Origin of the sequence: Nocardioides sp., from assembly GCF_030655615.1 — a bacterium.
Classification (GTDB): Bacteria; Actinomycetota; Actinomycetes; order Propionibacteriales; family Nocardioidaceae; genus Nocardioides.
Genome location: NZ_JAURVJ010000141.1, coordinates 1 through 12311 on the forward strand (window position 1 = coordinate 1; position 12311 = coordinate 12311).

Consider the following 12311-nt stretch of genomic DNA (forward strand, 5'->3'; position numbering starts at 1 on the left):
CAAGCCCGTCATCGACCTCAACACCAACCTGTCCCACCACGGCTACGTCCCGAGCACCGCGATCGCCGAACAGGTCGACCTCCGCGACCGGCGCTGCGTGTTCCCGTTCTGCACCCGCACCCGCACCGACCGCGACCACCGCATCCCCTACGACACAGCCGAGGACACCGGCGGCGGCGCCGACGGCAAGACCGAGTCCACCAACGTCGCCAGGTTGTGCCGAGGACACCACCGCGCCAAGACCTTCTCCGCCTGGACCTACGACATGCCCGCCCCCGGGGTCTACGTGTGGCACTCACCGGCCGGCAACACCCTGCTCGTCGACCGCACCCGAGAACCCTGACCACCGCGCCCCGACCCCGCTCACCCGGCGGGGTCACAGGCGCGACCGGCTGCGATCGGGTGGTCTCGTGACGGTTGCCAGCGCAACCTCCTCGACCTCCGTGTGGTCTAGAAGGTGTGGTCGGGGCCGGGGAACGTGCCGGCCTTGACGTCGGCGTCGTAGTCCCGGGCGGCCTGCAGCAGGACCGCGTGGACGTCGGCGTACTGCTTGACGAAGCGGGCCATCTTGCCCTGGCGCAGGCCGAAGGCGTCCTGCCAGACGAGCACCTGGCCGTCGCAGTCGGGGCCGGCGCCGATGCCGATGGTCGGGATGACGAGCTTCTGGGTGATCTGGCCGGCGATGTCGCCCGGCACCATCTCCATGACGACCGCAAAGGCGCCGGCCTCCTCGACGGCGAGCGCGTCCTCGAGGACGCGGGAGCCGGTCTCGCCGCGGCCCTGCACGCGGTAGCCGCCGAGGGTGTGCTCGGACTGCGGCGTGAAGCCGATGTGGGCCATGACGGGGATCCCGCCCTGGGTGAGCTTGCGGATCTGCGGCGCCATCTCGACGCCGCCCTCGAGCTTGACGCAGTGGGCGCCGCCCTCCTTCATGAAGCGGACGGCGGTCAGGTAGGCCTGCTCGGCCGACGCCTGGTAGCTGCCGAAGGGCAGGTCGCCCACGACGAGCGATCGGCGCACGGACCTCGAGACGGCGCGGGTCAGCGGGAGCAGCTCGTCGACGGTGACGGGGAGCGAGGTCTCGTTGCCGTAGACGTTGTTGCTGGCGCTGTCGCCGACCAGCAGCACCTCGATGCCGGCCTCGTCGAAGGTCGCGGCGGCGTACTGCTCGTAGGCCGTGAGCATCGAGAACTTCTCGCCGCGCTCCTTCATCTCGCGCAGGTGGTGGGTGCGGACGCGCTTGGCGGGTAGGGCGGCGGCGGGCTTGGCCGGGCCGGTGCCGTAGGGGGCGGTCTCCTCGGGCGTGCTCATCCTTGAGTCTCCGATCGGTGTCGTCTCGCGGCTCCCTGATGGAGTCCACGGACGGGATCAAGGCTAGGCCGGGTCGCCGCCGATCGGCATGTGTCCCCGCTCACGCTCCCAGCTCGTCGAGGAGCCCCTGCAGGGCGACCTCGTCGTCGGCGGTGCCGGTGTGGGTGGCCTCGAACCAGGTGGCGTACTGACTGACCTCGACGAGGCGCCACTCCAGGTCGAACATCTCGAGCATCGCGGGATCGCCGGTACCGAGCGTAAGGAGGTCGCGCTCGGCCGGTGCGAGCATCAGCGACTCCCAGTCGACCAGCCTGAGGCCGGTAGGGGTGACGAGCTGGTTGTGCAGCCCTGGCTCGCCGTGGGTGGGGACCCAGGTCCGGGCGCGGGCCTCGGCCGCCAAGGCGTGGTAGGCCGCGACCCAGCCGGTCACTGCGGACAGACGGTCCGCGATCGCGGCCCGCGCCAGCTCCCCGAACGGTCCGGTGCGCCAAGCGGGACGAACACGGTCGGCGAGGTCGTCAGCAAGGCCGGGGCCGACGAGCGGACGCCACTGGCGCAGGCCCGACGGTGGCGGCGTCGTGTGCAGACGGTGCAGCGCTTCTGCAGTTGCGGCGAGGTCGAGCGAGCTGGGTCTCACGCCTTCGAGCCACGGTGTCGAGCTTAACGCGCCGCCGCCGAGAGGTACGGCCCACGGCTCGAGGGAGGCGTGCACGAAGTCGAGGCCCGCCCTGGCGAGGGCTGACGTGGCGCCGTACGTCGATCGGAGCGACCTCAGGTCGTGACGTTTCCCAAGGGCGTCCAGGGTGACGAAGAGAGTCGGCGTCCCGTCGACGGAGACCGCCCAGTGGTGCGCACCGAACCCGACCGGCAGGTGGGCGATGGCGTCGGCCCTGGGCTGCCACGACCCGCGCACCACGTCGAGGACGACGGCCTCCGCGACTCCGGCCGGAGGTTCACGCATTGTCGAGCGCCAGGGGTCGGCGACCGGCGACGGTCACGACGACGAGGCACCCGATGCCGACGACCACCGCGCCGGCGAGCGCGGGGATGCCGCCGCCGAACGCGCCGAGGACGTAGGGGACGGCGAAGCCCAGGTAGGTGAGCGCGTAGAACACCGCGACCGTCGCTCCGCGCTCGTCGGGTCGCGAGAGCCGCTCGGTCTCGCGCAGGCCGGAGACCAGGACGCAGCCGTAGGCGCCGCCAAGCACCGGGGCACTCAGCAGCAGGAGCCAGCGGACGTCGGTGGCCAGGGCGACGATGCCGAGCGACCCGCCCACGACGGCCGCGGCCAGGCCGACCTGGCCGGCGAGCAAGGGCCGACGGTCGTCGAGCCGGCGCGCCAGTCCCTGCACCGCGACGCCGCAGCCGAGGGTGATGCCCGACAGGATCCCGACGAAGGCGAGCGCACCGGACTGGGACCCGCCGATCTCGCCCGGCAGGTAGGCAATCGAGATCGCGGCACAGCTGAACACCCACGGCGCCGACGGCGCCACGACGAGCAGGAACCGCCGGCCGCGGGTCACGTCGGGGATGCCGATCAGCGGGCGCAGCGCGATGCCCACCGGCCGCGGGCCGGGGACGCGCAGCACGAGCAGGAGGGTGAGGACGCCGAGCACGACGTGGGGGAGGTAGGGCGTCTCGAGGGGGCGTGGTGCCCACTGGGCCACCAGCCCGGTGACGAGGGGCCCGGCCCCGAACCCGGCCGAGAGCGCGATCGCCGCACGCCGCGGACCGGCCCCTGTCTCGGACAGCTCGGCGACCCAGGCGGTGGCAGCGCTGAACACCACGCCCGAGCACGCCCCCGCCAGCAGTCGTGCCACAGCCAGCCCGGCGACCGAGTCGTGCTCGACGACGAGCACGACGCTCGCGACCGGTGAGAGCGCGACGAACGGCAGCACGACCGCCCGCCGCCCCCACCGGTCCGACGCCGCGCCACCGAGGAGCAGCGCGGGCACCAGCCCCACGGCGTACACCCCGAAGAGCAGCGCGCGCGTCTGCACCGACATCCCCAGCTCGTCGCGGTAGGCGATGAGCACGGGTGTGAACTGGTTGGCACCCCACCCGACGGCGAACATCGCCAGGGCGACGCGCTGCCAGGACTTCATGTCCTGACCGTAGAGGGGAGGCGCGCTGGTGGGGTTGAGGTGATCGCGGCCCGGGTAGGGAGGCCGCGTGACCAGCCGCCCGAGAGTCGTCGTCACGGTCGCGGTGGCCGCGCTCGTCGCTGGTGCCGTGACGGCGGTCGTGGTGCGCCGCGGCGAGCCGGGAGACGCCTCCCGGGAGGCGGCGACGGCCTACGTCGACCTGGTCGCCTCAGCGGACAGCGACGACCTGCCCCGCCTGTGGTCGATGGCGGTCACCGAGGACCCCGCTGCGCTGCGCACCGCCGGTGACCTGTTGCTCGCGGCCGAGGAGCGAGTCGAGGTGGTGTCGGTGGGTGACGTCGAGACCGCACCGGACGTCGACGTGCCCTTCCGGGTTCAGCTCGACGACTTCCGCCAGGTGGAGGTGACCTACCGGCTCGATGGCGAGGAGCGCCTGTGGCCCGTGCGGCTCGGCCGGCTCACGGGGTCGGACGGGGACGAGGTCGACGACTGGCGCGTCGTGGGCGACATCGGGTCGATCGACTGGGCCGCGATCCCGAGTGCGATCCCGACCGACTACTACGTCGGAGGCAGCCGGCTCGTCCGCCGGCCGCTCGCGGGCGGCAGCGACTCGCAGGTCCAGCCGCTCTATCCGGCCGTCTATCGCACCCAGACGCGCCTGGGCATCTTCTACTCCTCACAGGAGGAGCGGGTTGCCGTCCTGGCGGGCGACCCGGTGGGCCCGCCGCAGCTGCGGCTGGCACCCACCACGACCACGGAGACCAAGGTCCGGCAGCAGGTCCTCGCCGACCTCGAAAGCTGCCGGGTCCCGGGGCGCTTCACCTGCCCGGTCGACGCCCTCGTCGAGAGTCGCGGGGTCGACTCCTACGGACGGGGCTGGTGGCTCGGGCTCACGCAGGTTCCGACGACGACCGTCGACGGTGACACCGTCGTGCTCGAGGGCGGCGCGTTCCGCTACCGCGGGCCGGACGGCGTACGACTCCTGAGCTTCACCGGGAGCGGCCGGATCGGGATCGACGGCGCGACGCGCGAGCCCGCGGTCTTCGACTACGCGCTCGAGGAGGTCCGGTGACCTGCCCCGCGAGGGGCGTCCTCGCCGGCGCGCTCGCCCTCGCCCTCGCGGTCACGCTGACCGCGTGCTCCGGCGACCGCCACGCCGACGAGGCGGGTGCCCGGGCGGCCGCCCAGGCCTACGTCGACGCGCTGGCCGCGGGCGACCTGGCGACGGTCGAAGGGATGACCGACCCCGATGCCGTCGACGTCGGCTCCTACGCCGACGACGTCGACATCGGGTCGGCCCTGCCTTCGGTCGTCGACTCGATCGAGGACCCGTGGGTCGCCCTGGTCTCGCCGACGGGCCGCGGCACCGACGGACCCGTCGAGTACGCCGTGGAGGTGTCCTACGAGATCCGCGGAGCGACCGGGGGCGGCACGATCGCCGTCGAGCTCGACGACGACGGCGACCCCGACGATCCCGCCAGCTGGACCGTCACCACGCCGCTGGTCGAGAGCCTGCTGACCTACACCGACACGCGGATCGTGCCCGTGGCGCTCATCGGCGACGTCGAGGTGGACTACACCGTCTCCGACGGCCGCACGGTGTGGGGCTATCCCGGCGGCTACCTGCTCGAGACGCCAGAGCCGGTCCGCGGGGTCGCGCCGGTCACGATCGTGATCGGAGCTTCCGACCTCGACCTGCTCAACGGGGGGCAGCCCGGGCTCGCCCGGCGCGAGGACGGCTGACGCCGAAGGGTCAGGCGGCGGGGGTGCCCGCGATGTTGAACATCCAGGCGATCCCGAACTTGTCGGTGAGCTGCCCGAACGCGTCGCCCCAGGGCGCGACCTCGAGCGGGAGGGTGACCTCGCCGCCCTCGGCCAGCCCGGCCCACCAGGCGCGCAGCGTGGCGTCGTCGTCGCCGCTCAGGCTGACCGAGCCGTTGACCGGCGCGTCGTCACCTGGCTGGTCGGAGCCCATCAGCGTCACGCCGTCGTTGACCATCAGGTCGGAGTGCATGACGAGGCCGTGGCTCTCCTCGGGCATGCCCATGCCGCCCATGTCGCCGAACGTCATCACGTTGAGCTCGCCGCCGAAGACGGACTGGTAGAACTCCATCGCCTCGCGGGCCGGGCCCTGGAAGGCGAGGTAGGGGTTGAGTCGGGTGGTCATGTTGTCTCCTGTGAGGGTCGGCTGATGGGTGGTCACGCAGCCGCGTCGGCGGCGGCCTCGAGCTCGGCGACGACGATGCGCGTCATGCCGAGCATCGCCTGGGTGGCGGCGTTGGCGCGGGCGGGGTCGGGGTCGGAGACCAGCTCGTAGAGCCGGGCCGGGACGATCTGCCAGGACACCCCGAAGCGGTCCTTGAGCCAGCCGCACACCGACTCCTCGCCGCCGTCGGCGAGGGAGTCCCAGTAGTAGTCGACCTCGGTCTGGTCCGCGCAGCTGATGCTGAAGGAGATGGCCTCGGAGAACGAGAACTCGGGGCCGCCGTTGATGCCCCGGAACGTCGTCCCGTCGAGGGTGAACTCGCCGGCCATGACCTTGCCCTTCTCGCCGGGCCCGGTGTCACCGTGGCGCGCGAGGTGACCGATCGAGGAGCGCGGGAAGATGGCCGTGTAGAACGCGGCTGCCTCCTCGAGGTTGTCGTCGAACCAGAGGCACGGGCTGATGCTGGACATGGGTCGCTCCCTTCGCGGCTCGGGTGGGTCGGCGGTGCAGACTCCGCCACGACCACGGACTCATCGCTCGGGATCGGTCGTCCCTAGACTCGCGGCGTGGACTTCTACTCCGCCTACGCCCACGGCTACGCCCGGGTCGCGGCCTGCACGCTCCCGGTCGCCATCGCCGACCCGGCGACCAACGCCGAGCGGGTGGTCGAGCAGGCGCGCGAGGCCCACGACGAGGGCGTGGCGGTGGCGTTGTTCCCCGAGCTCTGCCTCACCGGCTACGCCCTCGACGACCTGTTCCTGCAGGACACGCTGCTCGACGCGGTGGTCGAGGCGGTCGACGAGGTCGTCACCGCCAGCATCACGCTGCGGACGGTGATCGTGGTCGGGGCCCCGCTGCGGCACGCTGGCCGGGTCTACAACTGCGCGCTGGTCATCCACGGCGGGCGGCTGCTGGGCGTGGCGCCCAAGAGCCACCTGCCGACCTACCGCGAGTTCTACGAGCGGCGCTGGTTCGCCGCCGGCGACGACGTCGACGGCAGCGACATCACGGTGGGCGAGCACGTGGCGCCGTTCGGCCCCGACCTGCTGTTCCGCGCCGACGACCTGCCCGACCTGACCTTCCACGTCGAGATCTGCGAGGACATGTGGGTGCCGGTCCCGCCGAGTGCGGCCGCCGCCCTCAACGGCGCCCACCTGCTGCTCAACCTGTCCGGCAGCCCGATCACCATCGCCCGCGCCGAGGACCGCCGGCTGCTCGTGCGCAGCGCCAGCGCGCGCTGCCAGGCGGCCTACGTCTACGCCGCCGCGGGCCAGGGCGAGTCGACGACCGACCTGAGCTGGGACGGCCAGACGATGATCTACGAGTGCGGTGACCTGCTCGCCGAGGGCGACCGGTTCCCCGACGGCCCGCGCCGCACCATCGCCGACATCGACCTCGACCGCGTCCGCCAGGAGCGGATGCGGCAGGGCACCTTCGACGACAACCGCCGGTCCCAGCTCGACAGCGCGCTCACGCCCGTCGAGTTCACCCTCGACCCGCCGGCCGGAGACATCGGCCTGCGCCGCGTCGTACGCCGCTTCCCGTTCGTCCCCGACGACCCGGCCCGCCTGGCCCAGGACTGCTACGAGGCCTACAACATCCAGGTCTCGGGGCTCGAGCAGCGGCTGCGCTCGATGAGCACCGACACCTGGCAGCCCAAGATCGTCATCGGCGTCAGCGGCGGTCTCGACTCGACCCACGCGCTGATCGTCGCGGCCAAGGCAATGGACCGGCTCGGCCGCCCGCGCACCGACGTCCTCGCGTTCACCATGCCGGGCTTCGCGACCGGCGCCGCCACCCGCGGCCTGGCGACCCGCCTGTCGGAGAGCCTCGGCGTCACCTTCCAGACCCTCGACATCACCGCCGCGGCCCGGCAGATGCTCGACGACCTCGGCCACCCCTACGCCGACGGCGAGGAGGTCTACGACATCACCTTCGAGAACGTCCAGGCCGGCCTGCGCACCGACTACCTCTTTCGCCTGGCCAACCACCGCGGCGGCCTGGTCCTCGGCACCGGCGACCTGTCCGAGCTCGCGCTCGGCTGGTGCACCTACGGCGTCGGCGACCAGATGTCGCACTACAACGTCAACGGCGGCGTCCCCAAGACCCTGATCCAGCACCTCATCCGCTGGGCCATCGACACCGGCCAGTACGACGCCACCACCGACGCGGTGCTCCAGGAGATCCTCGACCAGGAGATCACCCCCGAGCTGATACCCGCCCAGGCCGACACGGCCCCGCAGCGCACCGAGGACTCGACCGGCCCCTACCCGCTGGTCGACTTCGCGCTCTACCACGTGCTCCGCCGCGGCTACCGGCCCAGCAAGATCGCCTTCCTGGCCTGGCACGCCTGGCACGACGTCGAGGCGGGGGAGTGGCCGTCCGGCTTCCCCGAGGACCGGCGCGGCGAGTTCGACCTGGCCACCATCCGGCGCTGGCTCGAAGTGTTCGTACGGCGCTTCTTCGCCAACCAGTTCAAGCGCTCGGCGCTCCCCAACGGACCGAAGGTCACCCCCGGCGGCACCATGTCGCCCCGCGGCGACTGGCGGATGCCGTCCGACGCCTCACCCGCCGCCTGGCTGGCCGAGCTGGAGAACGTGCCCAAGGTCTAGCCGTCCTGGTCGGGTCCGGTGGGCGTGGTGGACCAACTCGTGCGATCGCTCGAGTTGGGCGCCGGGATCGGGCCTGAGCACGCACCAACTCGTGCGATCGAACGAGTTGGGCTGCGGATCGGGCCCCAGACCCACCCAACTCGTGCGATCGAACGAGTTGACCGGAAGTCCGGGCCTGGGGTCGTACCAACTCGTGCGATCGCTCGAGTTGGGCTGCGGATCGGGCCCCAGACCCACCCAACTCGTGCGATCGAACGAGTTGACCGGAAGACCGGACCCCAGACTCACCCAACTCGTGCGATCGCACGAGTTGACCGCGACCCGTCAACCGCCTTAACGCCCCCTTAGCCCGTCACAGACACGGTGTTAGCGCCCGCTCGCGCATCGTCTCCCTCGTCACCAGGACGAACGAGACCAGCACGAGGAGCAGCACATGAAGAAGAAGATCGCCATCGCCGCCGCAGTCGGGGCCGTCGTCGTCGTCGGGGTCGGCGCCGGCACGTGGATGGCCGTCGCCGACGAGGGCGAGACGACCGAGCGCGGGACCTGCGCCGGGACGGCGTACGTCCTCACCGTCGGTGAGGAGGACGGCGGCCTCGAGCTGGAGTACGAGCTGCAGTCGAGCGGCCCCGGCGAGGTGTGGCAGGTCAGCGTCGTCCAGGGCGACTCGGTCGTCCTCGAGGGCGAGCGCACCACCGACGAGGACGGCGAGCTCGACCTCGACGCGCCCGTCGACGAGAACGGCTCCTCGACCTTCGAGGTCACCGCCATCCCCGCGGACGGCGAGCCCTGCCTCGCCACCGCCAGCCGCTGACGTCCACCACCGACCCCAGGAGATCCCCATGGAAAAGCGCACCATCGCCCTCACCACCGTCGGCGTCCTCGTCGCCGGCCCTGCCGCCCTGCTCGTCACCGCCCCCGCGGCCCAGGCCGACGTCGACCGCGGCGGCGTGTGCGGCGGCGGCCGCTACGAGCTGTCGGTCGACCGCGAGGACGGCGGCTACGAGGTCTCCGTCGACCTCGACCGCGTCGCGCCCGGCACCAGGTGGCGCGTCGTCGTCCGCCACGACGGCAAGCGGATCGCCAGCGTCGTCCGCACCGCCGACCGCGAGGGCGACGTCGACGTCGAGCGCGTCGTGCGGGGTACGCCGGGCAGCGAGACGTTCCGGTTCACCGCGAAGCGCGTGGGCACCCGCACCGCGTGCGGTGCCACGGTCACCGTCGCCTGACGCGTCGCCCGCACAAGCACTGACCAAAGTCACACGCTGTCGCCCCGCCCCCGCTCAGCGGGGCGGGGCGACGGCTACTTTCAGCAGTAGTTGTGCGGGAGCCTCAGCCCGCGCCCAGCACGACCGCGACGCGCGCGCCGCCCAGCGCCGCGGACCGGCCCGTCTCCAGGCCGCCGCCTGACTCGGCGGCCGTCCGGTCGGCGATGGACAGCCCGAGGCCGGTCGACCCGCCGCCGGAGGTTCCCCGCCCGACGACGTCGCCGTCCGGCAGCCCGGGCCCGGCGTCCTCGACGACCAGCCGCACCCCGCCGCTCGGCGCCGCGTCGACCGTGGCGAGCACCGCCGCGTCGTCGGGCGTGTGCGTGAAGGCGTTGTCGAGCAGCACGTCGACCAGCGCCGCCAGGTCGTCGGCGCCGGCCCTCACCGCGACCGGCCCCTCCACGTCGACCACCAGCGAGAACGACCTGCCCTGGTCCTCGGCGAGCGGCGCCCACCAGCGGACCCGGTCGGCCAGCGCCGCGACGCCGTCGACCACGCCGGTCAGCCCCTCGCGCTCCGAGCGCCGGGCCTCGCGCACGACCGCGTCGACGGTGGCCTGCAGCTGGTCGAGCTCCTCGCCGATCCGCGACCGCTCGTCGGGGTCGGCCAGGCCGTCGACGCGCAGGCGCAGCGAGGTCATCGGCGTGCGCAGGCGGTGCGACACGTCGGCGATCCCCGCCCGTTCGCGCTCGAGCAGCACCTCGACCCGCCCGACCAGCCGGTGGAGGGCGACGCCGAGCTCGCGGACCTCCTCGGGGCCGTCGGGCGGTGGCGGCTCGGGCCGACCGTCGACCCCCAGCCGGGCGGCGTAGGACGCCAGGTCACCGAGCGGGGTGACGAACGAGCGGCCCAGCCGGTCGGCGAGCAGCAGCGCGCCGGCGAGCAGGGACACGCCGAGGGCGAGCAGGATGGCCCAGCTGCGGACCAGGTCGGACTCCCAGCCGGGCGCAGGGACGAAGACCCGGATGACGGGGGTGTCCTCGGGGCCCGGCGTGCTGCGGCCCAGCGAGACCGGCACCAGGATCACCGTGCCGCCGTCGACGTCGTCGACCCGTGCGGTGCCGGTGGTGCGGGCCTCGGCGATCCGGGCCTGCTCCTCGGCGCCCGGCTCCGGACCGATCGACGCGCCACCCGGCAGCACCACGGTCGTCTGGTTGCCCCCGTCGGCGTTGACCTTGTCGACGTAGGACGAGATGGAGCCCTCCTCGCCGTTGGCGACCGACACCACCGACTCGGTGGTCTGCACCTCGAGCGCCGCCTGGGCCAGCCGGTCCTCGAGGACATAGCTGCGCAGCAGCACCGCCATCGGCACCAGCATCGCGAGCAGCACCATCGTCGTCGCGGCCGCGACGGTCAGCGTGAGGCTGCGGCGCATCAGCGGCTCGGGTCGCTCAGCCGTACGCCGACCCCGCGCACCGTGTGCAGCCAGCGCGGCTCCGACGCCGACTCGCCGAGCTTGCGCCGCAGCCACGACAGGTGGACGTCGACGGTCTTGTCCGACCCGCCCCACGGCTGCTGCCACACCTCGACGAGCAGCTCCCGCTTGGTCACCACGTCGTCGGGCCGCTCCGCCAGGAACCGCAGGAGGTCGAACTCCTTGGGGCTCAGGTCGAGGGTCGTCCCGGCCAGCGCCGCCTGCCGCGAGGCGACGTCGATGGACAGGTCGCCCAGGGTGAGGACGCGCCGCGCGCCCGCGGCCGACCCGCCTGCGGTACGCCGCATCACGGCCCGGATCCGGGCCTCCAGCTGGGCGGTCGTGTAGGGCTTCACCACGTAGTCGTCGGCGCCCGCGTCGAGGCAGCCGACCAGCGACGGGTCGTCGTCGCGGGCGCTGGCCACGATCACCGGCACGTCGCTGACGGCGCGCAGCATCGCGAGGACCTGCGTGCCGTCGATGTCGGGCAGGCCGAGGTCGAGGATCACCAGGTCGGGTTTGGTGTCGACGGCCAGCTGCAGCCCCTGCAACCCGGTCGAGGCCGACGCGACGGCGTACCCCCGCTCGTCGAGGGACCGCATCAGCAGCGGCCGGATCCGCGCGTCGTCCTCGATGATCAGCACCTGTACCACCCCGCGAACCTACTGGCCGGCGACGTCGCGGCCGAGCGCCTTGGCCTCGCCTTAACCCCGGCTTGAGGTCGTCACCGGTCGACGTGCGACAAGATCGACGCGTGGCCCGACCGACCTCGCGCACCCTCGGCTACGTCGCCGCGTGGCTCGTCGCCGCGACCGTGGCCGTCGTCGTGGGCCTGGTCGCCGTCACCGGCGTCGGCGCCAGCGTGCGCGACCGGGGCCCCCTGACCGGCGCCGAGCAGGCGGTCCGCGACGCCCAGGTCGACGAGGAGGGCGTGGCCGAGCCCGACCCCGGGGCGACCCGCCAGTCCGGGTCGTTCGACGGCGACTACGGCACGTTCGACGTCACCTGTCAGGGCGCGGTGGCCTTCGGCGACGCGGCCGAGCCGGCCACCGGCTGGCGGGTGATCAGCTATGAGCAGGGCCCCGACGACGACGTCGACGCGACGTTCGCGTCGGGAGACCGGTCCGTCGAGCTCGACGTCTACTGCAACAGCGGCGTCCCCACGCTCTCCGACCGCGAGGTCAACACCCTCCCCGACGACGACTGACACCTCGGCCCTGGACCGCCACCCCTACCCTGGGCGGCGTGGTCCTCCCCGCGTCCCGCCGTCAGGAGTCCTGCTGTGTCCCGGACTGACCGGCCCGGCCGCCGCATCCCCGGCCGCAGCCGCGCCACCTGGGCTATGTCCTACGGGGTCGGCGGGGCCGCGTTCCGCGTCGCCGGCCGCAAGGGCGA

The 12311-nt window shown here is 72.9% G+C and carries 13 protein-coding genes and 1 pseudogene; 7 read left to right on the forward strand and 7 right to left on the reverse strand.

Annotation, left to right across the window (positions count from 1 at the left end; genetic code table 11):
- Nucleotides 1-343: pseudogene (locus Q7T52_RS11925) on the forward strand (hypothetical protein); the annotation flags it as partial.
- Nucleotides 344-450: 107 nt separating this feature from the next.
- On the opposite strand, the gene panB reads toward Q7T52_RS11925, so the two are convergent.
- The 3 genes from panB to Q7T52_RS11940 all read right to left on the reverse strand — a co-directional run bounded on the left by panB (nucleotide 451) and on the right by Q7T52_RS11940 (nucleotide 3416).
- Nucleotides 451-1311 carry a 3-methyl-2-oxobutanoate hydroxymethyltransferase gene (gene panB / locus Q7T52_RS11930; protein WP_304802738.1) on the reverse strand — a complete coding sequence of 287 codons (861 nt, stop codon included), beginning with the start codon at nucleotides 1309-1311 and terminating at the stop codon, nucleotides 451-453.
- 100 nt (nucleotides 1312-1411) lie between these two features.
- On the reverse strand, nucleotides 1412-2272 hold the full coding sequence (locus Q7T52_RS11935) for a hypothetical protein (protein ID WP_304802740.1): 861 nt from the start codon (nucleotides 2270-2272) through the stop codon (nucleotides 1412-1414).
- Nucleotides 2265-3416, reverse strand: a complete 1152-nt coding sequence (locus tag Q7T52_RS11940; RefSeq protein ID WP_304802742.1) for an MFS transporter — start codon at nucleotides 3414-3416, stop codon at nucleotides 2265-2267. Before Q7T52_RS11940 ends, Q7T52_RS11935 begins: the two co-directional genes overlap by 8 nt.
- Before the next feature lie 67 nt (nucleotides 3417-3483).
- On the opposite strand from Q7T52_RS11940, the gene Q7T52_RS11945 reads away from it, so the two are divergent.
- Both Q7T52_RS11945 and Q7T52_RS11950 read left to right on the forward strand, forming a co-directional pair.
- Nucleotides 3484-4488 (forward strand): hypothetical protein, encoded by a 1005-nt coding sequence (locus tag Q7T52_RS11945; protein ID WP_304802744.1) that lies wholly within the window; start codon nucleotides 3484-3486, stop codon nucleotides 4486-4488.
- A complete protein-coding gene (locus Q7T52_RS11950) occupies nucleotides 4485-5159 on the forward strand; it encodes a hypothetical protein (RefSeq protein ID WP_304802746.1) in 675 nt (224 codons plus the stop codon). Before Q7T52_RS11945 ends, Q7T52_RS11950 begins: the two co-directional genes overlap by 4 nt.
- 10 nt (nucleotides 5160-5169) lie before the next feature.
- Here Q7T52_RS11950 and Q7T52_RS11955 read toward each other — a convergent pair whose 3' ends face one another.
- Nucleotides 5170-5583 (reverse strand): VOC family protein, encoded by a 414-nt coding sequence (locus Q7T52_RS11955; protein WP_304802748.1) that lies wholly within the window; start codon nucleotides 5581-5583, stop codon nucleotides 5170-5172.
- Nucleotides 5584-5615: 32 nt separating this feature from the next.
- Nucleotides 5616-6092 carry a VOC family protein gene (locus Q7T52_RS11960; protein WP_304802750.1) on the reverse strand — a complete coding sequence of 159 codons (477 nt, stop codon included), beginning with the start codon at nucleotides 6090-6092 and terminating at the stop codon, nucleotides 5616-5618.
- 96 nt (nucleotides 6093-6188) lie between these two features.
- On the opposite strand from Q7T52_RS11960, the gene Q7T52_RS11965 reads away from it, so the two are divergent.
- From Q7T52_RS11965 to Q7T52_RS11975, 3 genes are all read left to right on the forward strand, one after another.
- Nucleotides 6189-8234 (forward strand): NAD(+) synthase, encoded by a 2046-nt coding sequence (locus Q7T52_RS11965; RefSeq protein ID WP_304802752.1) that lies wholly within the window; start codon nucleotides 6189-6191, stop codon nucleotides 8232-8234.
- 433 nt (nucleotides 8235-8667) lie between these two features.
- Nucleotides 8668-9048: a hypothetical protein gene (locus Q7T52_RS11970; RefSeq protein ID WP_304802754.1), complete on the forward strand. Its 381-nt coding sequence runs from the start codon at nucleotides 8668-8670 to the stop codon at nucleotides 9046-9048.
- 28 nt (nucleotides 9049-9076) lie between these two features.
- Nucleotides 9077-9463 carry a hypothetical protein gene (locus Q7T52_RS11975; protein WP_304802756.1) on the forward strand — a complete coding sequence of 129 codons (387 nt, stop codon included), beginning with the start codon at nucleotides 9077-9079 and terminating at the stop codon, nucleotides 9461-9463.
- A gap of 103 nt (nucleotides 9464-9566) precedes the next feature.
- Here Q7T52_RS11975 and Q7T52_RS11980 read toward each other — a convergent pair whose 3' ends face one another.
- On the reverse strand, nucleotides 9567-10877 hold the full coding sequence (locus Q7T52_RS11980; RefSeq protein WP_304802758.1) for a HAMP domain-containing sensor histidine kinase: 1311 nt from the start codon (nucleotides 10875-10877) through the stop codon (nucleotides 9567-9569).
- Nucleotides 10877-11569 carry a response regulator transcription factor gene (locus Q7T52_RS11985; protein WP_304802760.1) on the reverse strand — a complete coding sequence of 231 codons (693 nt, stop codon included), beginning with the start codon at nucleotides 11567-11569 and terminating at the stop codon, nucleotides 10877-10879. Before Q7T52_RS11985 ends, Q7T52_RS11980 begins: the two co-directional genes overlap by 1 nt.
- A gap of 101 nt (nucleotides 11570-11670) precedes the next feature.
- On the opposite strand from Q7T52_RS11985, the gene Q7T52_RS11990 reads away from it, so the two are divergent.
- Nucleotides 11671-12123: a hypothetical protein gene (locus Q7T52_RS11990; RefSeq protein ID WP_304802762.1), complete on the forward strand. Its 453-nt coding sequence runs from the start codon at nucleotides 11671-11673 to the stop codon at nucleotides 12121-12123.
- Nucleotides 12124-12311 lie beyond the last annotated feature (188 nt).